The following is a 22,535-nucleotide window of genomic DNA, read 5'->3' as shown; positions in this document are numbered from 1 at the left end:
CTAATACTTTATTCATTTTGGCGATTTTCTAAAGCATAAAAGCTAAAGATTGGCATTCTGGCGTATACCCTTTGTATTTTGGCGAATAACTCTCTCAATTTGGCTAATACTTTATTCATTTTGGCGATTATCTGCAGCGTAGAAGCACGGGTTTGGCATTCTAGCGAATATCCTTTGTATTTTGGCGAATAACTCCTGCATTTTGACGAATATTTCATTCATTTTGGCGAAATCCGCCTCGCAGTATCAAATACTCTAAATAAAAAAATCCATTCAATGCCTGCGCACTGAATGGATTCTAAACTACTTATAAAATTTTCCCTAAAAACGCTTTTGTACGATCGTTTTGTGGATTACTAAAGATCTCACTTGGAAGACCTTGTTCCACTATGTACCCGCCGTCCATGAAAATAACTCGATCTGCAACTTCACGAGCAAATCCCATTTCATGCGTTACAACAACCATCGTCATCCCTTCTTTTGCTAGTTGTTTCATAACATCTAGCACTTCTTGAACCATTTCTGGGTCAAGAGCTGATGTTGGTTCATCAAAAAGCATCACTTTCGGCTTCATCGCAAGAGCTCGTGCAATGGCAACACGTTGTTGCTGACCACCTGAAAGCTGTTGCGGATAATTGTAAGCTTTCTCTTTAAGACCAACTTTAGCAAGTAGTTCTAAAGCTTGTTCCTCTGCAGCTTTTTTATTGATTTTACGTATTAACATTGGAGCCATTGTCACATTATCGATTACCGACATATGAGGGAATAAATTAAATTGTTGGAATACCATTCCTACTTCAGTACGAATATCATTAATATTCGTTTTCAAATCATTTACCTGTGCCCCACCAATATAAACTGCTCCATCAGTAATTTCTTCAAGTAAATTAATACATCTTAAAAATGTACTTTTCCCTGAACCAGAAGGGCCAATAACACAAACCACTTCTTTTTCTTTTATTTCGCAGTCGATCCCTTTTAAAACTTCAAGTTTACCAAAAGTTTTGTGTAGATTTTCGATTTTAATCATCTTGCAACCCGCCCTTCCTTATTTTTACGCGGATTGTAATCAATACTAAAACGTCTTTCAACATATGCAACTAGTTTTGTTACAACATATGTTAATACTAAGTATAATACTGCAGCCGTTAAGTATGGTTCCCAGAATCTTTGGTAAGCTCCTGCCACTACTTTTGCAGCATATAAAATATCATTTACTGCAATAACCATTACTAATGAAGAATCTTTTAACAATGCGATAAATTCATTACCTAATGGCGGTACCATACGACGAAATGCTTGTGGTAAGATAACTTTTCGCATCGCTTGACCTTGTGTTAGCCCTAACGAGCGAGCAGCTTCTGTTTGACCTTTATCGATTGATTCGATACCAGCTCGGAAAATTTCTGCGTTATACGCTGCGCTATTTAAAATAAGCGCAGCGATCCCAGAAAACATAACTCCTAATGATTGACCGAAAATCGATGGAATCAATGCTAAGTGGATAATTAAAATTTGCACTAACAGTGGTGTTCCACGGAATAGATCCACATATAATTTACATGGCCAATATATCCATTTTCTTTTGGACGTTTTTCCTAGACCTAAGAAAACACCAAAAATGACACCACCAATATAACCACAAACCGTTAATACAATTGTTATCCAGATACCCTGTAAAAATAAATCACGGTAGTTCCAGATTATATCCCAGCGTAAGTTAAACAAAAAGTCCATCTGAAACTCCTCCATTTATAAAATTAAAAATCAGCATCTTGCCCTGTAATTTCTTTTAATTTACCATTTTCTTTGATCTTTTTAAGACCTTCGTTTAATAGATTTAATAGTTCCGTATTCCCTTTTTTCACCATTAAAGCATAGTATTCTTTTTCGAAGCTATCGTCTTCGATCGTTTTAATTGGTGCATCCGGATTATTTTTTAAATACTCTAAAATAACGGCATTATCACCGATTGCTACATCAGCTGTTCCATTGATTACTTCTTGATAAGCAAGTGGTTGATTTTCATAGGCCATAATATTTGGATTCGTATTACCTAGAATTTTTTGAGCAGCTACGTGAGATGTAGTATTAATCTGAACAGCAACTTTTTTATCTTTAATATCATCAACTGATTTAATTTCTGTATTATCTTCTGGGACAATTAGTAGTAATGTAGATTCCCAATAAGGCTCTGTGAAATCGTATGTTTCTTTACGTTCTTCAGTAATTGTAATACCAGCAGCACCGAAATCAATTTCTCCATTTGTTAATTTTGAGAATACTGGCTCCCAACCAACGTTTTGTAATTCTAATTCGACATCCATTTCTTCAGCAATTGCTTGTACGATATCTGGGTCAATCCCTGAAACCTTACCTTTTTCATCTAAATAAATAAATGGAGCAAATGATGCTTCTGTACCACCGAGATATTTCTTTTTACCTGAATCAGATGAACCTGAATCCCCACCTGCTCCACATGCTGCTAGAATGACAGAAACTGCAGCTAAAATCGTAAATATTAACATTAAACTCTTTTTCTTCATGTAAATACCCCCAATTCAAAATAGTTGTTTCTTAATAAATCAGTTCTATGATTATTTAAAACTGTGTAATTATAAATAGTATTATAATTATTATACAATTTTAATACAATACTATATTTTCTGAAATATATTAAAAACCCAATTTTACTTAGGTTTTTCGACATTTTTTTCATAGAAATAAAAAAACCACCCTACTCATAAATATGAATAAGGTGGATTTTTATGTTAAACCTTCAAACTATATTACTCTATCCTTAACGTATAAACATCGCTTTGTTCTAAATTTATATGAAAAGATATTTGATCATAACTAGTTTAAAGAGAATGAAGAAGGGGTAAAATGAATTGGTACAGTAATTAACATTCTACCCCTTTATTTCCATTCCCTCTGTAAATGATTAGGCTGCTAAACTAATATTTACAGTAGGTATTGCTATAATATTATATAAAAAACAGTAAAATGGCGCCCTTTTCGGGCATATTGTTATCTGATTAATGAAAAATAGCTACAAATCATACAGGTTGTTTGAAATGCAGCTTGGTAGTCTAAGTAGTACTATATTCATCATTAATCATAAGGAACCTAAATTAATTTACTAATTTTCGGGCAATTAATCAACCTTTTTAATAAAATATCACAATTTTGTCAAATATTTAATATTTTATGCCAGTTAAAGTAAGTATATTTTTCCATTTTATAGGTAAAGATTGATTAAGTGAAGAAATAAATGGTAATGGCGCCCTCGGAGGGAATCGAACCCCCAGTGCAAGAACCGGAATCTTACGTGTTATCCATTACACCACGAGGGCAATTCGAGAGAAAATATAAATTAGTGGCGACTTAAACTATTATACAGAATTTCATGGTAATAATTCAACTTTTTAATCAAATGCTAATTTTTTTATCGACATCTTTGTAACTCTTAATTTTATATTTATTTCCTTACATATGATACTATTATATTCAGTAAAAATCGCTAACTATATGAAGAGTTTATATTTGACCTTTCTTGACCATTCTGTGTATTATAATGATACAGCTGATGAACAATTCAGCGTATGTTTCGATTTAATTCATTTTAAGGAGGATTTTAAATTATGACAATTTTAGTCCCAACAGTTATTGAACAAACAAACCGTGGAGAACGTGCATATGACATTTATTCACGCCTATTAAAAGACCGTATTATCATGTTAGGTAGCGCAATTGATGATAATGTTGCCAACTCAATCGTTGCACAGTTATTATTCTTAGCTGCAGAAGATCCAGATAAAGATATTTCTTTATACATCAACTCACCTGGTGGTTCAATTACTGCAGGTATGGCAATCTACGATACAATGCAATACATTAAACCAAAAGTTCAAACAATTTGTATCGGTATGGCAGCTTCTATGGGTGCTTTCTTACTTACAGCTGGTGAACCAGGTAAACGTTTCGCATTACCAAATGCAGAAGTAATGATTCACCAACCACTTGGTGGCGCTCAAGGGCAAGCAACTGAAATCGAAATTGCTGCAAAACGTATTTTATTCTTACGCGACAAATTAAACAAAATTTTAGCTGATCGTTCAGGTCAACCAATCGAAAGAATCGCTCAAGATACAGACCGCGACAACTTCATGACAGCTGAACAAGCAAAAGAATACGGTCTAATCGACCACATCATTACAAATAGCGATGATGCAAAAAAATAAGTAACAAGTAAGTCTCCCTTTACATTTTACGTGTAAAGGGAGATTTTTTATTAGCCTTTAAAATAGGTTAGAATTTTGTTTACGACTTCTTGTGTTAGGAAGTGTCCGCCTGTGTAAGGGTGATAAGACACTTCTGCGTGATTTCCCTCGAAGTATTGTTTACTCTTCTCACTCCAAGTAAAAGGAATGATCTGATCTTGTTCTCCATGAGCAAGGAACACTCGCAATCCGTCCATTGGTGATTTCTCCATCGTATCTACGATTTCTGGTAGGTACCCACTTAACGATACTATTCCAGCTAACTTGTTCCCCATGATACTTGCGAGAGATTGGCTTAATATCCCACCTTGGCTAAAGCCCATTAAATAAATTCCATTCTCATCAATATCATACTGACTTTTCGCTTCTTCTATAAATTGTTGGATTTCATTTAAAATATGTTTAAATGGTTCCTCGTGCGGAAGTCCAATACGTTCAATTGTGAAAAATGAGTAGCCAGGCGGCTGAGAAAGCGGTCCTCTTAAACTAAAGATATAATAGTCATTTCTTAATTCTTGAACGATACTCGGTAAATCACTTTCGTTACTTCCCATACCGTGCATTAGAAAGATTGCAGGGTGCTTTGCTTTGTCTGTATTTGTTGGTTTACTTAATGTATAAACAAGATTTGTATTCAATTAATTACACCTCGGTTTTTATGTGTTGTGAATATAGTTTGTGATTGTTTATGGGATTATATTTTCATTATCGAGAGATCTAGGATATTTTATTAAGTTTATCTTGATAGATAGGACTTCTTTAGGAATGCGGTTACTTATGCTTGTGCGATTACTGGATGGTTGAATATTGATTGAGACAGTTTTCTGGAGAAACTTGATTTTTTGTCTCGTAACTTGGTTTTACGAGACACTTTCATGTTGATTCACAATTTTTTGTCTCGTAACTCGGTTTTACGAGACACTTTCATGTTGATTCACAATTTTTTGTCTCGTAACTCGGTTTTACGAGACACTTTCATGTTGATTCACAATTTTTTGTCTCGTAACTCGGTTTTACGAGACACTTTCATGTTGATTCACAATTTTTTGTCTCGTAACTCGGTTTTACGAGACACTTTCATGTTGATTCACAATTTTTTGTCTCATAACTCGGTTTTACGAGACACTTTCCTATTGATCCGTGATTTTTTGTCTCGTAACTTTGGTTTTTCAAGACAATATTCTATGAAGTAGACCTTTTTTGTCTAATAACTGGAGTTTTCTAGACAAGATTTTATGAATGAATAATTTTTTTGTCAAATACTATGCTTTTCTAGACACTTTTCCACTGTTTCTTCGTTTTTTGTCAGAAACTAGATACCTTGAAGACTTTTTTCTGAAATTCTCTTCTTTTTTTTCCTCGAGATGCACTCTCGAAGACACTTTACCGAAAAACACACCTTTTCCGCCCTTGAGAAGCCAGCCGGGACACCTTCCCCACCGTAACCCCCACCCACAAAAAACAAGCCCGCATCTCCACTTAAAAAATGCTAAGTGAATCTTATGCGAGCGTTTTCATAATAATATTCATTAATCTTCTTTTTCAATGAATTTAGAAAGACCAGCGATTGCTTCGTTTTCGTCGTTGCCATCTGCAATTAAAGTTACTGTTGTACCTCTTGCGATAGCAAGGCTCATGATCCCCATAATGGACTTTGCATTTACTTTTTTATGGTCTTTTTGTAAATACACTTCGGCCTTATAACGGTTTGCCTCTTGGACAAATAAAGCGGCTTGTCTAGCTTGTAAACCCGATTTCAACTTCACTTCTAAATTGGTTTCAACCATCTAATAATCTCCCTCTTTCAAACCGTTCATCAATATATATTTATCTTATCGGAATTACCAAAAAAGAACAATGTTTGTTTTTGCCTATTTCCATCGAACTATAATTGTTCTCCTCTGCGAAGAGCATCAGCGATTTCGTCAATTTTTCTTAATCTATGATTTACACCTGATTTACTTACTGGTCCTGTCGATACCATTTCACCTAATTCTTTTAATGTAACATCTTGGTATTCGACACGTAACCTGGCGATTTCTCGTAGTTTCTCAGGAAGTTGATCTAATCCAATGGCATTTTCAATAAACTTAATATTATCCACTTGACGAATAGCTGCACCGATCGTTTTATTTAAGTTCGCTGTTTCACAATTGACTATACGATTTACGCTATTTCTCATATCTCGAACAATTCGGACATCCTCAAATTTCAACATCGCTTGGAAAGCACCAACTAACCCTAAGAAATCTGAGATTTTCTCTGCTTCTTTTAAATAAGTGATAAATCCTTTTTTACGTTCAATAGTTTTTGCATTTAATTGAAAAGTATTTAATAACTCTGTTAATGCTTCACCATGTTCTTTATATAAAGAATAGATTTCTAAATGATATGAAGACGTCTCTGGGTTATTAACAGAGCCACCTGCTAAAAATGCACCACGTAAATAGGCACGTCTTTCATCTGTTTCTTCAAGTAACGAATTAGAAATCGAATGATTGAACTGAAATTCATTTGAAATAATCTCGAGGTCTGATAGTAAATCTTTTGCACCATCTCGAATTCGACAAATATACACATTATTCTTTTTAAGACGCATTTTTTTACGAACGAGTAACTCAACGTTTAATGAAAAGAGCTTTTTAATAATCGTATATATTCTTCGCGCAATTGCAGCATTCTCTGTTTGAACATCTAGGCTAAGTTGTTTATTTGTAAATGATACAACACCATTCATACGAATAAGTGCTGATAACTCTGCCTTTAAACAGCTATCATTCGCTTCAACTTGCGTCAGTTCTTTTTTCGTTTCCGAAGCAAATGACACTTTCATAACCCCCTTTCAAATTATGTATGTGGAATATCATATCATATACTAATCGATCCGAGGAATAGGAATACTATAAAATTTCGGAACATAATTGGTCTAACCAATGCGCAATGTGGGTAGATTCATGACGCACTACACCAGATTGTATTGTTGCAATATCCTTTTTAATCACTTCTAATCCTAGCTTTTCCAAATTTTCCACATCAACAGGTACTGGTTCAGCATTTTCTTCTTTATAGTTTGCTTTAATAGGTAAAGGTAGATCAAAATTATTAACAAGAATGGAATCTAAGCACGGTTTTCCAACATGATCAAAAATTGCTTGAACATGATCTGATGCTTTATAGTTAATTGTCTCACCTTTTTGCGTCATCAAATTACAAATATAAATTTTACGCCCCTTCGCTTCTACTAAAGCCTCTCCTATATCTTCTACCAATAGATTCGGAATAATGCTCGTGTATAAACTTCCTGGACCAACTAGTATAACATCCGCTGAATGAATAGCACGTACTGCTTCCGGTAGTGGTTTTACATGATTTGGCTCTAAAAAAACCTTCCGAATTGGGCGCGTTGAATTTGGGATTTTTGATTCCCCAACGATAACCGATCCATCAACTAACTCCGCATGCAATGTAATTTTTTTATTTGCTGCTGGGAGTACCTTTCCGTGAACATTTAATACTTTACTCATTTCTGCAATGGCATGACTAAAATCACCTGTAATATCCGTTAAAGCAGTTAACATTAAATTCCCTAAGGAATGGCCACCTAAGTCCACTGAGTGAGAGAATCGATATTGAAACATTTGTTCAACTAATGGTTCTGCTTCGGATAATGCAGCAATGACATTTCGAATATCGCCAGGTGGTGGAATATCATAGTCATCTCGTAAACGTCCTGAGGATCCACCATCATCGGCGACTGTTACAATTGCTGTAATTTCAAAAGGATATCTTTTCAATCCGCGTAATAATGTGGATAGACCTGTTCCACCTCCTATTACTACGACGTTCGTTTTTTTCCTTGGCATTTTTTCAATCCTTCCTTTGGATAACATCTCGATGCGTAATGACAGTTTGATAGCTTTCTTTGAATACTTTACCGAAGTATTCTGCTAAGGTTACAGAACGATGTTGCCCACCGGTACACCCAAAAGCGATGACTAATTGAGTTTTACCTTCATTTTTATATTGTGGAACCATAAATGTGAATAGATCTGATAATTTATTAATTAATTCTTGTGTATCTTCATTAGCTAAAACATATGAAGAAACTTCTGTTTGTAATCCTGTTTTATGTCGTAGTTCTTCGACATAATATGGATTTTTTAGGAATCGAACATCAAATACTAAATCTGCATCAATTGGAATTCCATTTTTAAAACCAAAAGACATCACATTCACTGAGAAAGTCGGACCAGATGCTGTAGCAAATTCGTAGGCTATTTTTTCCCTTAGTTCTCGTGGTTTCATTGTCGAAGTGTTGTAAACATAAGTAGCTCGTCCTTTAAGCTCAGAAAGTAATGCTCGTTCTTTTTTTATTCCATTAAGGGGCAGCCCTTGAGGGTCAAGTGGGTGCGATCTTCTCGTTTCTTTATAACGACGAACAAGTGTCTCATCATCTGCGTCCAAAAATAAAACACGCGTTTGAAGATCTTCAACCTTTTCTAACTTATCTAATGCATCAACTAGCGAATCAAAAAATTCTCCGCCTCTCATATCCATTACTGCGGCAACACGAGTTATATTTCGTTCAGATTCTTTCATCAGTGCTAAAAACGTCGTTAATAAAGCAGGAGGTAAATTATCAATACAGTAGTAGCCTAAATCTTCAAAACTTTGTACCGCTACTGTTTTACCTGCACCACTCATCCCAGTTATAATGACAATCTCATGGTTATATAAGTTATTGCTCGCCATGGAAATACACTCCCCTTATTGTTGTTCCGTCGATGATTGTAATGTTGAACTTAACAATTCATAATCCTTTGTATATTCAAACGTTCCATATTGAATCCCCTCTTTTGTACATACAAATAAAAGATTATCACGATCTCCTTCAGCCATTGGTAAATGATGTAGACTTTCAATAGGGTGCCAGTCCAGCTTCCCTTCCCGATTTTCTTTAACAGGAGTTCCGATAATTCCATTTGAGACAAATGTAAATAGCATCCACTCATCAACAACGAGTCCATCCTCTTTAATAACAATCGTAAAGACACCTTTTAAATGAACATCTTTCGGTGTAGCACTTGTCTCCTCTTGAAACTCACGAATTGCAGCTTCTATTATTGATTCGCCACTTTCCATTTTTCCACCAGGAGCCACATACCAACCTCTTCTAGGCTTTTGCATAAGTAGAACTTTTCCATCTTGTACGGCTAATAAATTAGCAATCCTTTGCATGACTACACCCCAAATCTTTTCTAGCTTCTTATTTCTATTATAACTGTTAAATTAGGTTGGTTACAAAATAATATGTCTACACCAATGAATTTAAACAATCATTAACATTATTTACAGGAAAATAACACAACTCGACCCAGAACTAGGTCGAGTTGGCATCTTACTTTAAAGCTATGTATAAACTCTCTTTTTCTCAAAAAAAAGTTGTTCCCACGTAAAATGGAAACAACTAAAAAATGATACACAAAAAGGGGGATAACGCGTTCATATTTATAGTATACCCCTTCTGTGTTTCAAATAAGTTACACGTAAATTAAGACATTATTAAGATTTTATTTTTGTCCGATTTTTTCAACTAGTTCTTCAATATAATGTTGTGCAGATTGAGCTGCAATACTACCATCGCCAGTTGCTGTAACAATTTGACGAAGCATTTTATCTCGAACGTCACCAGCAGCAAAAATTCCTTTTACTGATGTTTCCATTTTTTCATTCGTTAATACATATCCAGCTTCATTTAAAATTCCTAATGATTTAAATGGTGCAGTTAATGGTACCATACCAATGTATACGAACACACCATCAGCTTGAACTTCTTGTTCAGAACCATCAACAGTATTCACTAAAGTAACGCTACCAACTTTCCCGTTACTTTCATTAATTTCTTTTACAGTATGATTCCAGATGAAATCTACTTTCTCATTAGCAAAAGCACGATCTTGTAGAATTTTTTGTGCACGAAGTTTGTCACGTCTATGAACGATTGTTACTTTATCTGCAAAACGAGTTAAATAAACGCCTTCTTCTACAGCAGAGTCTCCTCCACCTACAACGATTAAATTCTTTTGTTTGAAGAATGCACCGTCACAAACAGCACAGTAACTTACTCCGCGACCGCCAAGCTCTTTCTCACCAGGAACACCCATTTTTTTGTATTCTGCTCCTGTAGAGATAATAATTGCGCGAGTCTTATATTCTTTAGAACCTGCTTTAATGATTTTGTATTCTTCACCGTCGATGATTTCTTGTACATCACCATAAACATATTCCGCGCCAAATTTCTTCGCGTGTTCAAACATTTTTGTTGATAGTTCAGGTCCTAAAATGTGGTCAAATCCTGGATAGTTTTCTACTTCTTCCGTATTCGCCATTTGTCCACCAGGAATTCCACGCTCTATCATTAAAGTTGCTAAATTAGCACGTGATGTATATACTGCTGCTGTCATACCAGCAGGACCAGCTCCGATAACTACTACGTCATAAATTTTTTCTTCAGCCATTGTTGTATCCTCCTAATAAAGCAAAATGCTTAATTTCATCGTAGTGCATCACGCGAACTTCTTCAAATGAAATGCTTAAGCTTACTTCGATTCAAAAGGCAAATAGTTAATAAGGTCTTCTACATATTTTGTTAAAGTAGAGACAGAAATATTATATTTCTCGGCATATTCTTTTTTCGTTACGCGGGTACTATTAATAGTTGAATGAAACATAAAGTCTACAGCCGCTGCCAATGCTTTTACATTTTTAAATTCATATGAGTCTTGCAATGCTTTTTCACATAAAACAAACCACATTTGGAATAAATACTGTTCTTCAACAGTAACACTTCCACTTTTTTCATATAGTTGTTCAGCAACTTCCATAGCTCTTTCAAAATATTTTTCAATTTTGTTGTTTCTATTAAATTGATGATTCAATGCATAGGCTAAAGATAACTTTTCAAGACCAGAATATTTTGTTAAGTCAATCCAAGTTGGGTGAGCAATAATCTCTTGTTTATATGCAGATTTACTTAATAAGAAAAAACCAAACATTCTATGAGCACTATATTTACTCGTAATTTTTTCAACGATTTTCTCACGATTTTGCTCTAATGCGTTACTTCCTACGTTCGTTTTAATATGTTGCCAAGGCTCTAATCCCTTTTTAGATGGATCTATTTCAACTAATGTTTTCCATGCACTCTCAGCTATGTCTACATGGCCACAAAAGTAAGCAGATTGGGCTAACCAGAAATAAAAACCACTATCGCCTTCATAACCACGTTTACTCATACTACGTAACCATTTAAATGCTAACTCATGCTCACCAATTAACGATAATGTCGCACCTAACTTATAACGATTTTCCCAATCAAAGGGATTAATTTTCTTTAAGATTTCTACTAATTCCGCTAATTCTTTATCTTTCTTTTCATAGTAGGCAATAACTGTTAAATTGCAAATTGCATGAAGATTGCCATGATTTTCACGTAAAACATGGTTTAGCAATGCTTTAGCATCTTCAATTTCACCTGTATAAAAATAAGCCAATGCTAAATTGTTAAAGGCTGGCCATAAGTCAGGAAACGTTTCAATTAAATCCTCAAGCACCTCAATCGCTTCAGGAAAACGTCCATTCTCCATTAGTCGGCGAGCTTTTTCTTGAGCGATAATCTTTTCGCCATCTTCTTCATCAAATGATTCAAATTCATCTTCAAATTCGATAAACTCTAATATTTCACTTGCTTCAAAAGAATAAACACCTTCAGGGTCCATTTCTAAATACTGTTCTGCATATTTTTTAGCATCATGGACAATACCAAGGCATCCTGACACATCCGCTAAGAAGAATACGTACTCCGATTCACTAGGCTCTAAACTATAGGCTGTGTGGATACATTCATAGGCACTTTCAAAGTTCCCCGCATCCATTTCCATAATGCCAAATTGCATTAAGATATGTGCATTTGATGGACTCAGTTCTGCTGCACGTTTCATATATTTATAAGCTTTATCCATTTGGTCATGGTCTATTGCTTTTAATGCTTTTTTAAAATAATAATCACCATTAGGAACAAAGGACACAATATTATTCTTTTGCTCTTTTCTACGTTGATTTTCCAAGTTAAATCCTCCGAAATGATTCAATTTCGCGTTGGCGTATTTTTGACAGCTTTCATTCCGTTACTGTCTAAGACATGTGCATCGATCACTTTTCTGCAAAAAGCAGTCAAATATGTGCATCTAGATTTTTCGTAAACCTCAAATAGTTACCAAAAAATTATCTGTAAAATTCGCCGTATACACGAAAGAAGGAACGTTTCGACAACGTTCCCTAATAAAACACTTCCCTATTATAACACATATATTATATACGTCATTCATTTCGAATTGTTAATTACCCTTTGTACTAGCTCTTTTTTGTTGATGACGATCAACAAGAACTTCAAGCACATCATAAACACTAATTTTTTGTTCTTGTAGTAAAACAAGTAAGTGATAAATAAGGTCTGCTGCTTCCCATGTTACTTCTTTTTTATCACGATTTTTCGCACCAATTACAACCTCGGTTGCTTCTTCGCCAACCTTTTTACAAATCTTATCGATTCCTTCTGTAAATAAGTATGTAGTATAAGCACCTTCTGGCATTTCGCTTTCACGTGTGCGAATTACTTCTGCTAAATAAGGAATAATTCCTACTGTACCCACTTGATCATTTTTAAGTAGTTCTTCAGTGAAGCATGAAGTCGTACCGTTATGGCAAGCTGGGCCAGCTGGTAACACTTCCACAACAAGTGCATCTTGATCGCAATCTGTTTTTATTGAAATGACTTTTTGTGTGTTTCCACTTGTTGCACCTTTATGCCACAATTCTTGTCTTGAACGAGAGTAAAACCAAGTTTCACCAGTTTCAATTGTTTTTTGTAACGATTCTTTATTCATATATGCAACGGTTAATACTTCTTTTGATTGAGCATCTTGCACAACAGCTGTTATTAACCCTTTTTCATCGAACTTTAGATTATCTATAGCAATCATTATCTGACACGTACTCCTTTTTCGCGTAAAAATGCTTTCACTTCTGCTACGCTCGTTTCTTTATAGTGGAAAATTGATGCTGCTAATGCCGCGTCCGCGTCAACATCTTGTAAAACTTCTAAGAAGTGTTGTGCATTACCTGCGCCACCACTCGCAATAACTGGAACAGTTACCGCTTCTCGAACTGCTCTTGTTAATTCTAAATCAAAACCACTTTTTTCGCCGTCTTGATTCATACTCGTTAGTAAAATTTCACCTGCACCTAAACGAACCGCTTCTTTTGCCCATTCAACAGCTGTCCATTCAGTTTTGTTACGTCCACCATGAGTATAAACCATCCATGTACCATCTTCTTCGCTGTAACGAGCATCAATTGCAACTACGATACATTGAGCACCAAAGAAATCGGAACCTTCTTTAATCAGTTCAGGACGTACTAAAGCGGCTGTATTTACTGATACTTTATCCGCACCAGCACGTAAAATTCCCTTCATATCCTCTAATGTACGAATTCCTCCACCAACAGTAAATGGAATAGCTAATGTTGCTGCTGTTTTTCGCACAACGTCAATCATCGTTTCTCGACCTTCATTAGAAGCGGAAATATCTAAAAATACTAATTCATCTGCACCTTGTTCATCGTAAAATTTGGCAAGTTCTACAGGGTCTCCAGCGTCACGTAGTTCAACAAACTGTACACCTTTAACAACTCTTCCTTCTTTTACGTCAAGACATGGAATAATTCGTTTTGTTAACATTCGTTTCTCTCCAATCCTTTAAGCCACTGGTTCAGTAAAAACACACCGAATGCTCCGGATTTTTCTGGATGGAACTGCATCCCTGTGAAGCTACCGTTTTTCACGACACCAGGCACTTTTACACCTTCATAATCTGCATAAGCAACTAGTTCTTTATTTGCCAGTTCAGTCGCATAGTAAGAGTGGACGAAATATACAAAGCGATCATCGGGCAATTTAGTTTCCTTTAACCATTCTGGGAATTGTGAAAATTGTAAGTTATTCCAACCCATATGCGGAATTCTAGGAACTCCTTCGAATCGTTTTACGCGACCTTTAAAGATTCCAAGTCCCTCTGTTAACTCTACTTCGTCACTTTTTTCAAACATTAACTGCATACCTAGACATATCCCAAGTAAAGGTTTCGTTTGACTTTTAATAAAAGTATCTAATTCTGTTTCAGCTAGTCGTTTCATCGCATCAGGAAATGCTCCAACACCAGGTAAAATTAGGGCGTCACAGCTATTAAGTTCTTCGATGTTTGATGAAATGATTGGTTCACAATTTAATAGTTTTAGCGCTTGTTCAACGCTAAATAAATTGCCCATTCCATAATCTATTACGCCAATCTTCATATTATGTCAATAGTCCTTTCGTTGAAGGTACACCTTTTACACGTGGATCTATCTGAACTGCATCATCAATCGCACGAGCAAGTGCTTTAAAAATCGCCTCAATGATATGATGTGTATTATGGCCATAAGGAACAATTACGTGTACATTCATACGGGCTTCCAAAGCAAATTTCCATAAAAATTCGTGGACTAATTCTGTATCAAATGTTCCGACTTTTTGAGTTAGTTGTGGTTCTACACCGTATTCAAGGTGTGGTCGATTTGAACAATCAACAACTACTTGTGCTAACGCATCATCCATCGGTACAAACGCATTTCCGTAGCGTTTAATTCCTTTTTTATCACCTAATGCTTCGCGTATAACTTGCCCTAATACGATACCAAGGTCTTCAGTTGTGTGGTGGTCATCAATGTGCGTATCACCATTAGCGATGATTTTACTATCAAAAAGACCGTGCTTCACGAAAAGGTCGAGCATATGGTCCATAAATGGAACTCCCGTATTAATTTCAGCTTTTCCTTCGCCGTCTAAATCTAATTCTACGCTTATTTTAGTTTCATTAGTATTACGATCAATTTTTGCATATCTTCTTTTTAGTTCAGACATTTTTTATTCTCCTTTAGACCATCCGCGAGATTCAACTGCACGGGCATGCCCTTCAAGCCCTTCCATTCGAGCAAGTCTCGCTATTTTCGGTGCATTTTCTTTCCATGTTTTTTCACTATAGTAAACAACACTCGATTTTTTAATAAAATCATCTACGTTTAATCCGCTAGCAAATCTTGCCGTACTGTTAGTAGGTAGGACGTGATTTGTTCCAGCAAAGTAATCCCCAACAGGTTCTGAACTATATCTTCCTATGAAAATAGCCCCGGCATGGCGAATTTGTTCAGATACTGCTTCTGCCTTTTCAGTGACGATTTCTAAATGTTCTGGTGCAAGGGAGTTAACAGCACGGATTGCTTCTTCCATCGTTTCTGCAATATAAATTTGACCAAAGTTTTCAATCGATTGGCGTGCAATCGCTTCTCGAGGTAGTTTGCTTAATTGTTCTTCGACTTGCTCAGAAACTTCTTCTGCCAAGCTTTCACTTGTAGTAATTAGCACTGCACAAGCAAGAGCATCATGTTCAGCCTGAGATAGTAAGTCAGCCGCTACTTCATCAGCATATGCAGTATCATCTGCTAGTACACAAATTTCACTTGGTCCTGCAATCATATCTATGGCTACTTCACCAAATACTTCACGTTTTGCTAAAGCGACATAAATATTCCCTGGTCCAGTTATTTTATCAACTGGGGCAATTGTTTCTGTTCCGTAAGCAAGCGCTGCAATAGCTTGGGCACCACCGACTTTATAGATTTCAGTAACGCCAAGAATGTGAGCAGCTACAAGTACCGCTGGCGGTAACTTACCATCTTTTCCTGTTGGTGAAGTGATGACAATTCGTTTTACTCCTGCAACTTGAGCAGGAATCACATTCATAAGTACTGATGAAGGATAAGCAGCAGATCCACCTGGGACATACAACCCTACTGCATCCAGTGGAATAATTCGTTGTGCTAGCCATGATCCATCTGCTAGAGGTAGCTTGTAATCCTTTCTCTTCTGCGCCTCGTGATAGTAGCGAATATTTTCTGCTGCTTCTTCCAAATCCTTTTTCAGTTGAGGATCAAAATTTGCTAATGCTTCGTTAATCTCTTCTTGGGAAACACGAAAATCATCTAAAGAAATTCCATCCCACATCTCACTATATTTTCTAATTGCCTTATCGCCATTTTCACGAACATCTTGAAGTACTTGTCGTACTGTTTTTAGTTGCTCTTCATTGCCGCCTTCTAATTGTCTTTTTAGCGAAATAGAGTTAGTTAGTTGTGTAATTTTCATGGTAGCCCTTCTCTCTAATTAACGATTTTTTTCAAACGTGTCACGATATCTTGAATGCGAGCACTCTTCATTCGATAACTTACAGGGTTTGCGATGAGTCGGGATGAGACATCAGTTATACGTTCATATTCTACAAGTCCGTTTTCTTTTAACGTTCTCCCAGTGGAAACAATATCAACAATTCGGTCAGCTAAGCCAATCATTGGAGCAAGTTCAATGGAGCCATTTAATTCAATGATTTCGACTTGTTCACCAATTTCTTTATAGTAGTCCATTGCAACGTTCGGATATTTAGTAGCGATGCGTGGCGCGATTTCATTCATTTTTGTATTTGGTAAGCCTGCTGATGCGATATAACATTGGCTAATTTTTAAATCTAGTAATTCGTGAACATTTCTTTTAAGTTCAAGTAATGTGTCTTTCCCTGCAATCCCGATATCCGCTACGCCATGTTCTACATAGACAGGAACGTCCATCGGTTTTGCTAAAATGAATCGAATTTTTTCTTCCGGTATTTCGATCATTAATTTTCGTGACATCTCTACTTCTTCTGGTAGGTTAAATCCCGCATCAATTAACATTTGATACGCTTCTTCAAAAATACGCCCTTTTGGCATGGCAATTGTTAGTTCTGTCATTGCTATTTATCCTCCTGGGTTACGTAAAGCACTTCATCAAAAACTTTAATAAATGCTTCCTCGTTCACTAGACCATTTCTCGACTGCAATGTAACATGGTTTCCTTCAGTTCTTAAAGTAATAGACAAATCAAGTGCTTTAATGAATTCTTCGTCTTCAAAAATAATGGCAACCGTTTTTTCTTCCGTCTTTTGGTTGGGTATGATTTCCAATAAACGATCGACACGAATGCCAAAACCTGTTGCTCCTACATCACTTCCGAAATGATGAAGTAGTCCGTCATAACGTCCCCCGTTTCCTAGAGGGAATCCACTACCTTCAGCAAAGATTTCGAAAAGCATACCAGTATAGTAATTCATATGACTAGATAGCGTGAAATCAAAAGAAACATACTTAGATAAGTTTGCTAAGTTTATAATTTCAGCTAATTGACGCATGTATAGTAGTGATTCATTTTTAGAAACATATTTTTCAATTTGCTCAATTGATTCAATGTTCGCAGCTTCATTAATAAATTGGAGCAATGCATCTGATTTCGTTTTCGGTAAATCAAAGGAATGAACGGCTTCTTCAAATCCAACATAGTTACGTTCGATTAAAAGGGAGCGCAGTTTGTTCGCTTGAGTTTCATTTTCTGTATAGTCGTTTAAAATGCAATTTAAAATGCCTGCGTGACCAATTGTCACCTTAAAGGATTGAATACCATAATCTTGAACGAGCTGAATTGCAGTAATGATGACTTCCGCATCTGCGTACACCGTTTTATCCCCAATTACTTCAATGCCCATTTGTTCAAATTCTGCAGGGCGGCCACCTTCTAATTGTTGCGCTCTGAAAACATTCGCAAAATATGCTAAACGTAATGGAATCTTCTCTTTTAATAACTTTGATGTTGCTAGACGGGTAATAGGTGTCGTCATATCCGGTCTAAGAACAAGTGTGTTTCCTTGGCTATCTACTAATTTAAATAGGGAAGCGTCATAGATTGCAGAAGCTTTACCCACTGTATCGTAATATTCCAATGATGGTGTATTTACAAATTCGAATCCACGCCCGCGAAGAAACGTTCTTCCTGAATTGCGGATTGCTTCTGTTTTTTCGAATGTGACTGGGAAAGTATCACGCATCCCGATTGGCTTTTCAAACTTTTTAATCGTTGTCATATTTCCACTTCCTGTCATTTTCACTTTAGTGTATTAGAGTGTTAGAGAACTAGTATATGAAAGTATTTTATCTAATTATTTTATGTAAGTCAATGAATTGTTGGTGTTGAATAAAAGTTGGATTCAGTAGTGTCTTGGGATTGTTGGTAGTCTTGGGATTATTGGTAGTCTTGGGATTGTTGGTAGTCTTGGGATTTGATGTGTATATGGCTTTTCACCTACCTGATAATGCAGTCTTTGATGCAAATGGTCACTGAAGGGGATTCTATGCTACCTATTCGTTCTAGTTCTAGTTATTATTCATTCGGTCACTGAGAGGGTTTCTATGTTACCTTTTATTATCATTCCCGTCATGTATTGTCGAATAGAATATTTCTATTGGACGGTTCTCCCAAGTTTTCAACCGTTTTTGTCCCATAGAACGCTTCTATTGGACAGTTTACCTAAGTTTTCAACAGGTTTTGTCTCATAGAACGCTTCTACTGGACAGTTTACCCAAGTTCTCAACTCGTTTTGTCCCGTAGAACGCTTCTATTGGACAGTTTACCCAAATTTTCAACCGGTTTTGTCCCATAGAACACCTATATTGGACAGTTCATCCAAATTTTCAACCTGTTTTGTCTCATAGAACGATTCTATTGGACAGTTCAACCACTTTTCCATCTCGTTTTGTCCATTAACTCACTTATAATGGACAATTCTCACCTTTTTCCATCCTTTTCTGTCCATTAACTCATCTATAATAGACAGTTCAACCAATTCTTCAACCCGTTTTGTCCATTAACTCACCAATAATGGACAATTCTCACCTTTGCCCATCCTCATTTGTCCATTAATTCACCTTTTCCACTACCAGCAACACCAGTGTTAATCAAACACCTTCTCTACTTAAGAAAAAAACCCACTATTATCATCAATAGTGAGTTCATCGTTCTTACGCATTATGCCACTGGGGCACGTCTCTCTTTTTTCTTTCTGCCATTTGCTCTGCGGTGAAAATAATTTGCATGGGGTTGCCACCGCACATCGATCCGGCAGGTACATCTTTATGTACTAATGTGGCAGCTGACACAATAGCCCCGTCACCAATTTCAACACCAGGTAATATTGTAGAATTCGCTCCGATCATGACGTTACTTCCTATTTTCACATCACCTAATCGATATTCATCTATTAAATATTCATGGGCTAAAATCGTCGTATTAAAACCGATGATTGTGTTGTCACCAATTGAAATACGCTCAGGAAACATTGTGTCCGGCATCACCATCAACGCCAAGGAAGTTTTGTCCCCAATTTTCATTCCTAAAAACGTACGATAAATCCAATTTTTCCAGCTCATAAAAGGAGTTATACGACCGATTTGACCAAAAATAAAGCATTTAACAACCTTCCAAAAAGATACGGTTTTATAAATTTGCCATAAAGAATTTGATCCTTCTACCTTATATCGTTCTGTCCTTCTCATCGCTTAAGACTCCTTAACAATCGACAAAATATCTGATATATGTTGAAGCATATAATCCGGATTAAATTGATTTAAAAATTCTTCCCCTTTTAGCGACCAAGCTACACCGGCTGTTTTCACACCTGCATTTTTACCAGATTCAATATCATGAGAATTGTCACCGATCATGATGACATCTTCTTTGCCAACACCAAGCTTTTCAATCGCAAGTAATACAGGCTCTGGATCAGGCTTCACATTTTTCACATCTTCAATACCGACAATCAATTCAAAAAAGTGACTTGCCCCCATCAAATTTAATCCGCGCTCAATCATGTCACGTCTTTTTGTGGAAACTATCGCTAAACGAATCCCTAAAGCACGAAGCTCTTCTAAAGTTTCCATGACGCCATCAAATTCTTTTACTAGCTCATCGTGGTGTTCTATGTTCCACTTTCGATATTTCAATGTCATCTCTTCTACTTCATTCGGCGTTAATTCTTCAAATGTTTCAGTTAATGAAGGGCCCATAAAGCGCAAACAATCCTCAGGTTTATATTGCCCAGGAAACTTTTCCTCCAGGACATGCATAAAAGATTGAATGATTAAGTCATTTGTATTTAATAAAGTACCATCAAAATCGAATAATAAAGCTTTTAACATATTTATTACTCCTTCACTTGAACCGAACACTTATACAAAGCTGTTCTGTCTATTTATCTTTATATCTAACGACAGGGCGTACTTTTACTCGACGATAAATAATGAAAACAACTCCGATAATAATTCCTAAAATCGAAACTACTTGTGCAGCTCGTAACTCACCAAATAGATATAAACTATCCGTTCTCATTCCTTCAATAAAGAATCTTCCAATTCCATACCAAATTAAATAAGTAAAGAAGATTTCACCACGGTGAAGATTTACCTTTCTAAGAATTAATAAAAGAATTAACCCTAAAATATTCCATAATGATTCATATAAAAATGTAGGATGGAAATAAGATAGTCCATAGACCGGATCATTTATATACATTTGATTAATAATCCATTCTGGAATCATTAAATTTCGTAAAAACTCTTCAGAAACCGGTCCGCCATAAGCTTCTTGGTTCATAAAATTACCCCAGCGTCCTACAATTTGTCCAATTAACACACTTGGAATGGCAATGTCCGCTACTTTAAGGAAATTAATGCCTTTAAAACGACAAAATACATATGCTGTAGCGATTGCTCCAATTAGCGCACCATGAATTGCAATCCCACCATTCCAGATTTGAATGATTTTATCGGGATTTGCGCCATAATAATCCCATTCCATAACGACGTAGTAAATACGTGCACAAACAATGGAAATTGGAATTGCCCAAATGAGTAGGTCAGCAAAGAAATCCTTAGGTAACCCTCGTTTATTTCCTTCATGTTGACCAACTATGTAAGCTAAAACAATCCCCAGTGCGATTAAAATTCCATACCAACGAACTGGAATACTTCCGATATGGAATGCAATCGGGTTAATGTCTAATAATAAAAAATCCATCCTATTTCTCCTTTCAATTAAAGCGCTCAACTATTAAATTATCTAGGTGTATTTTGGACTGTCCTTAGTAATTAGGAAATCAATAATCCTCTTCTAACTCATCCTGAACTGAAATTACTTCTTCTAAGCGACGAGAAAATTCTTGTGCCGCATTAACGCCTAATCTTTTCAAACGATAATTCATTGCGGCCACTTCAATAATAACTGAAACGTTTCGTCCAGGTTGTACAGGAATTGTTAACTTAGTAATTTCTGTATCAATAATTTTCATCTTTTCTTCATCTAATCCTAGACGGTCATAAACCTTTTCTGGGTCCCAGTTTTCAAGTTCAACAATAAGTGTAATTCGTTTTTGTGATCTGACCGCACTTGCACCGAAAAGGGTCATAATATCAATAATACCAATTCCACGTATTTCTAACAGATGCTCCAACAATGGTGGCGGTGTACCCATCAACAAATCTTCAGCTTCTTGACGAATTTCAACGCAATCATCTGCAACTAAACGATGCCCTTTTTTAATAAGTTCTAGAGCAGTTTCACTTTTACCTACTCCACTTTTTCCAATGATTAAAACACCGATTCCATAGACATCTACAAGTACTCCATGCATTGCTACATAGGGTGCAAGTTTGCTTTCTAAGTAATTCGTTAACCTACTTGAAAATCTTGTTGTTTTCATCGTTGTTAAAAGAACTGGTACATTATTTTCATTTGAAGCTTGAATCAATTCTTCTGGTGCTTCATTTCCACGAGAGATAATAATTGCAGGTGTTTCATGTGAGCATAATCGTAGCATACGTTCTTTTTTTATATTGGAAGGAAGCATCTCTAAAAAGGAATGTTCCGTTTTACCAATTAACTGTACACGATTGGCTGGATAATGAGTAAAATAACCTGCCATCTCTAATCCAGGGCGTGAAATATCACTCGTTCTAATATAACGACCTATACCCTCATTACCACTTACTAATGTTAAGTTAAATTTTTCTATAACATCTTTTGTTGTAACTGATATCATAATTTTACACCCTTTACCTTATTTAGCATTCTGTTTTTATTTTAGCATGTTATGTGAGAAATGAAATCAATTCAAACTAGATTCGACATAATAAAAGGACTATTTAGAAAATCGAATTTCTAAATAGTCCTGTTTAGTCTTA

The 22,535-nt window shown here is 36.0% G+C and carries 23 protein-coding genes, 1 tRNA gene and 1 pseudogene; 2 read left to right on the top strand and 23 right to left on the bottom strand.

Annotation, left to right across the window (positions count from 1 at the left end; genetic code table 11):
- Window positions 1-307 precede the first annotated feature (307 nt).
- From CRO45_RS11030 to CRO45_RS11015, 4 genes are all read right to left on the bottom strand, one after another.
- The gene (locus CRO45_RS11030; RefSeq protein WP_097149700.1) at window positions 308-1,030 is read right to left on the bottom strand and encodes an amino acid ABC transporter ATP-binding protein; all 723 of its coding nucleotides are present in this window, start codon (window positions 1,028-1,030) and stop codon (window positions 308-310) included.
- On the bottom strand, window positions 1,027-1,737 hold the full coding sequence (locus CRO45_RS11025) for an amino acid ABC transporter permease (RefSeq protein ID WP_097149699.1): 711 nt from the start codon (window positions 1,735-1,737) through the stop codon (window positions 1,027-1,029). Before CRO45_RS11025 ends, CRO45_RS11030 begins: the two co-directional genes overlap by 4 nt.
- A 23-nt stretch (window positions 1,738-1,760) precedes the next feature.
- The gene (locus CRO45_RS11020; RefSeq protein WP_097149698.1) at window positions 1,761-2,546 is read right to left on the bottom strand and encodes a basic amino acid ABC transporter substrate-binding protein; all 786 of its coding nucleotides are present in this window, start codon (window positions 2,544-2,546) and stop codon (window positions 1,761-1,763) included.
- Between the two features lie 735 nt (window positions 2,547-3,281).
- Window positions 3,282-3,356 (bottom strand) — tRNA-Arg (locus CRO45_RS11015).
- Window positions 3,357-3,644: 288 nt separating this feature from the next.
- Between CRO45_RS11015 and clpP the strand changes: the two genes are divergently transcribed.
- Window positions 3,645-4,244 (top strand): ATP-dependent Clp endopeptidase proteolytic subunit ClpP, encoded by a 600-nt coding sequence (gene clpP, locus CRO45_RS11010; protein ID WP_097149697.1) that lies wholly within the window; start codon window positions 3,645-3,647, stop codon window positions 4,242-4,244.
- Window positions 4,245-4,294: 50 nt separating this feature from the next.
- On the opposite strand, the gene CRO45_RS11005 is transcribed toward clpP, so the two are convergent.
- The 15 genes from CRO45_RS11005 to CRO45_RS10935 all read right to left on the bottom strand — a co-directional run bounded on the left by CRO45_RS11005 (window position 4,295) and on the right by CRO45_RS10935 (window position 18,385).
- Window positions 4,295-4,921 carry an alpha/beta hydrolase gene (locus CRO45_RS11005; RefSeq protein ID WP_097149696.1) on the bottom strand — a complete coding sequence of 209 codons (627 nt, stop codon included), beginning with the start codon at window positions 4,919-4,921 and terminating at the stop codon, window positions 4,295-4,297.
- 891 nt (window positions 4,922-5,812) lie between these two features.
- Complete coding sequence (locus CRO45_RS11000) at window positions 5,813-6,070, bottom strand: HPr family phosphocarrier protein (protein WP_097149695.1); 258 nt, start codon at window positions 6,068-6,070, stop codon at window positions 5,813-5,815.
- 98 nt (window positions 6,071-6,168) lie between these two features.
- The gene (whiA, locus tag CRO45_RS10995) at window positions 6,169-7,110 is read right to left on the bottom strand and encodes a DNA-binding protein WhiA (protein ID WP_097149694.1); all 942 of its coding nucleotides are present in this window, start codon (window positions 7,108-7,110) and stop codon (window positions 6,169-6,171) included.
- A gap of 73 nt (window positions 7,111-7,183) precedes the next feature.
- The gene (locus tag CRO45_RS10990; RefSeq protein WP_097149693.1) at window positions 7,184-8,146 is read right to left on the bottom strand and encodes a gluconeogenesis factor YvcK family protein; all 963 of its coding nucleotides are present in this window, start codon (window positions 8,144-8,146) and stop codon (window positions 7,184-7,186) included.
- A 4-nt stretch (window positions 8,147-8,150) separates the two neighbouring features.
- Window positions 8,151-9,035, bottom strand: coding sequence for an RNase adapter RapZ (gene rapZ / locus CRO45_RS10985; RefSeq protein WP_097149692.1), 885 nt, complete (start codon window positions 9,033-9,035; stop codon window positions 8,151-8,153).
- Between the two features lie 15 nt (window positions 9,036-9,050).
- Window positions 9,051-9,521, bottom strand: coding sequence for an NUDIX domain-containing protein (locus CRO45_RS10980; RefSeq protein ID WP_097149691.1), 471 nt, complete (start codon window positions 9,519-9,521; stop codon window positions 9,051-9,053).
- Between the two features lie 332 nt (window positions 9,522-9,853).
- Window positions 9,854-10,801 (bottom strand): thioredoxin-disulfide reductase, encoded by a 948-nt coding sequence (gene trxB / locus CRO45_RS10975; protein WP_097149690.1) that lies wholly within the window; start codon window positions 10,799-10,801, stop codon window positions 9,854-9,856.
- Window positions 10,802-10,882: 81 nt separating this feature from the next.
- Entirely contained in the window at window positions 10,883-12,409 is a 1,527-nt protein-coding gene (locus CRO45_RS10970; protein WP_097149689.1) for a tetratricopeptide repeat protein, read from the bottom strand.
- A 270-nt stretch (window positions 12,410-12,679) separates the two neighbouring features.
- Window positions 12,680-13,324: a bifunctional phosphoribosyl-AMP cyclohydrolase/phosphoribosyl-ATP diphosphatase HisIE gene (hisIE, locus tag CRO45_RS10965; RefSeq protein WP_097149688.1), complete on the bottom strand. Its 645-nt coding sequence runs from the start codon at window positions 13,322-13,324 to the stop codon at window positions 12,680-12,682.
- Entirely contained in the window at window positions 13,324-14,082 is a 759-nt protein-coding gene (hisF, locus tag CRO45_RS10960; protein WP_097149687.1) for an imidazole glycerol phosphate synthase subunit HisF, read from the bottom strand. The genes hisIE and hisF overlap by 1 nt, the downstream gene beginning before the upstream one ends.
- The gene (gene hisH / locus CRO45_RS10955; protein ID WP_097149686.1) at window positions 14,076-14,696 is read right to left on the bottom strand and encodes an imidazole glycerol phosphate synthase subunit HisH; all 621 of its coding nucleotides are present in this window, start codon (window positions 14,694-14,696) and stop codon (window positions 14,076-14,078) included. Before hisH ends, hisF begins: the two co-directional genes overlap by 7 nt.
- A 1-nt stretch (window position 14,697) precedes the next feature.
- Complete coding sequence (hisB, locus tag CRO45_RS10950) at window positions 14,698-15,303, bottom strand: imidazoleglycerol-phosphate dehydratase HisB (RefSeq protein WP_097149685.1); 606 nt, start codon at window positions 15,301-15,303, stop codon at window positions 14,698-14,700.
- A gap of 3 nt (window positions 15,304-15,306) precedes the next feature.
- A complete protein-coding gene (gene hisD / locus CRO45_RS10945; RefSeq protein ID WP_097149684.1) occupies window positions 15,307-16,584 on the bottom strand; it encodes a histidinol dehydrogenase in 1,278 nt (425 codons plus the stop codon).
- 14 nt (window positions 16,585-16,598) lie between these two features.
- Entirely contained in the window at window positions 16,599-17,222 is a 624-nt protein-coding gene (gene hisG, locus CRO45_RS10940; RefSeq protein WP_097149683.1) for an ATP phosphoribosyltransferase, read from the bottom strand.
- 2 nt (window positions 17,223-17,224) lie between these two features.
- Window positions 17,225-18,385 (bottom strand): ATP phosphoribosyltransferase regulatory subunit, encoded by a 1,161-nt coding sequence (locus CRO45_RS10935; RefSeq protein ID WP_097149682.1) that lies wholly within the window; start codon window positions 18,383-18,385, stop codon window positions 17,225-17,227.
- A gap of 805 nt (window positions 18,386-19,190) precedes the next feature.
- Here CRO45_RS10935 and CRO45_RS20445 point away from each other — a divergent pair.
- Window positions 19,191-19,256, top strand: a pseudogene (locus tag CRO45_RS20445) (DUF2933 domain-containing protein); the annotation flags it as partial.
- 63 nt (window positions 19,257-19,319) lie between these two features.
- Here CRO45_RS20445 and CRO45_RS10925 read toward each other — a convergent pair.
- The 4 genes from CRO45_RS10925 to hprK all read right to left on the bottom strand — a co-directional run bounded on the left by CRO45_RS10925 (window position 19,320) and on the right by hprK (window position 22,393).
- A complete protein-coding gene (locus CRO45_RS10925) occupies window positions 19,320-19,853 on the bottom strand; it encodes an acyltransferase (RefSeq protein ID WP_097149681.1) in 534 nt (177 codons plus the stop codon).
- Window positions 19,854-19,856: 3 nt separating this feature from the next.
- Window positions 19,857-20,495, bottom strand: a complete 639-nt coding sequence (gene ppaX / locus CRO45_RS10920; RefSeq protein ID WP_097149680.1) for a pyrophosphatase PpaX — start codon at window positions 20,493-20,495, stop codon at window positions 19,857-19,859.
- A gap of 49 nt (window positions 20,496-20,544) precedes the next feature.
- Window positions 20,545-21,372 carry a prolipoprotein diacylglyceryl transferase gene (gene lgt, locus CRO45_RS10915; RefSeq protein ID WP_097149679.1) on the bottom strand — a complete coding sequence of 276 codons (828 nt, stop codon included), beginning with the start codon at window positions 21,370-21,372 and terminating at the stop codon, window positions 20,545-20,547.
- A gap of 79 nt (window positions 21,373-21,451) precedes the next feature.
- Entirely contained in the window at window positions 21,452-22,393 is a 942-nt protein-coding gene (gene hprK / locus CRO45_RS10910) for an HPr(Ser) kinase/phosphatase (RefSeq protein WP_097149678.1), read from the bottom strand.
- Between the last annotated feature and the right edge of the window lie 142 nt (window positions 22,394-22,535).

Origin of the sequence: Ureibacillus acetophenoni (assembly GCF_900220965.1) — a bacterium.
GTDB lineage: Bacteria > Bacillota > Bacilli > Bacillales_A > Planococcaceae > Ureibacillus > Ureibacillus acetophenoni.
This window is presented reverse-complemented; position numbering and strand designations above follow the sequence as displayed.

Bases quoted from the DNA above. Each gene is read 5' to 3' on its own strand.
- CRO45_RS11030 (WP_097149700.1), bottom strand. From the start codon at position 1,030: ATGATTAAAATCGAAAATCTACACAAAACTTTTGGTAAACTTGAAGTT.
- CRO45_RS11025 (WP_097149699.1), bottom strand. From the start codon at position 1,737: ATGGACTTTTTGTTTAACTTACGCTGGGATATAATCTGGAACTACCGT.
- CRO45_RS11020 (WP_097149698.1), bottom strand. From the start codon at position 2,546: ATGAAGAAAAAGAGTTTAATGTTAATATTTACGATTTTAGCTGCAGTT.
- clpP (WP_097149697.1), top strand. From the start codon at position 3,645: ATGACAATTTTAGTCCCAACAGTTATTGAACAAACAAACCGTGGAGAA.
- CRO45_RS11000 (WP_097149695.1), bottom strand. From the start codon at position 6,070: ATGGTTGAAACCAATTTAGAAGTGAAGTTGAAATCGGGTTTACAAGCT.
- CRO45_RS10990 (WP_097149693.1), bottom strand. From the start codon at position 8,146: ATGCCAAGGAAAAAAACGAACGTCGTAGTAATAGGAGGTGGAACAGGT.
- rapZ (WP_097149692.1), bottom strand. From the start codon at position 9,035: ATGGCGAGCAATAACTTATATAACCATGAGATTGTCATTATAACTGGG.
- CRO45_RS10980 (WP_097149691.1), bottom strand. From the start codon at position 9,521: ATGCAAAGGATTGCTAATTTATTAGCCGTACAAGATGGAAAAGTTCTA.
- trxB (WP_097149690.1), bottom strand. From the start codon at position 10,801: ATGGCTGAAGAAAAAATTTATGACGTAGTAGTTATCGGAGCTGGTCCT.
- hisIE (WP_097149688.1), bottom strand. From the start codon at position 13,324: ATGATTGCTATAGATAATCTAAAGTTCGATGAAAAAGGGTTAATAACA.
- hisF (WP_097149687.1), bottom strand. From the start codon at position 14,082: ATGTTAACAAAACGAATTATTCCATGTCTTGACGTAAAAGAAGGAAGA.
- hisH (WP_097149686.1), bottom strand. From the start codon at position 14,696: ATGAAGATTGGCGTAATAGATTATGGAATGGGCAATTTATTTAGCGTT.
- hisB (WP_097149685.1), bottom strand. From the start codon at position 15,303: ATGTCTGAACTAAAAAGAAGATATGCAAAAATTGATCGTAATACTAAT.
- hisD (WP_097149684.1), bottom strand. From the start codon at position 16,584: ATGAAAATTACACAACTAACTAACTCTATTTCGCTAAAAAGACAATTA.
- hisG (WP_097149683.1), bottom strand. From the start codon at position 17,222: ATGACAGAACTAACAATTGCCATGCCAAAAGGGCGTATTTTTGAAGAA.
- CRO45_RS10935 (WP_097149682.1), bottom strand. From the start codon at position 18,385: ATGACAACGATTAAAAAGTTTGAAAAGCCAATCGGGATGCGTGATACT.
- CRO45_RS10925 (WP_097149681.1), bottom strand. From the start codon at position 19,853: ATGAGAAGGACAGAACGATATAAGGTAGAAGGATCAAATTCTTTATGG.
- ppaX (WP_097149680.1), bottom strand. From the start codon at position 20,495: ATGTTAAAAGCTTTATTATTCGATTTTGATGGTACTTTATTAAATACA.
- lgt (WP_097149679.1), bottom strand. From the start codon at position 21,372: ATGGATTTTTTATTATTAGACATTAACCCGATTGCATTCCATATCGGA.
- hprK (WP_097149678.1), bottom strand. From the start codon at position 22,393: ATGATATCAGTTACAACAAAAGATGTTATAGAAAAATTTAACTTAACA.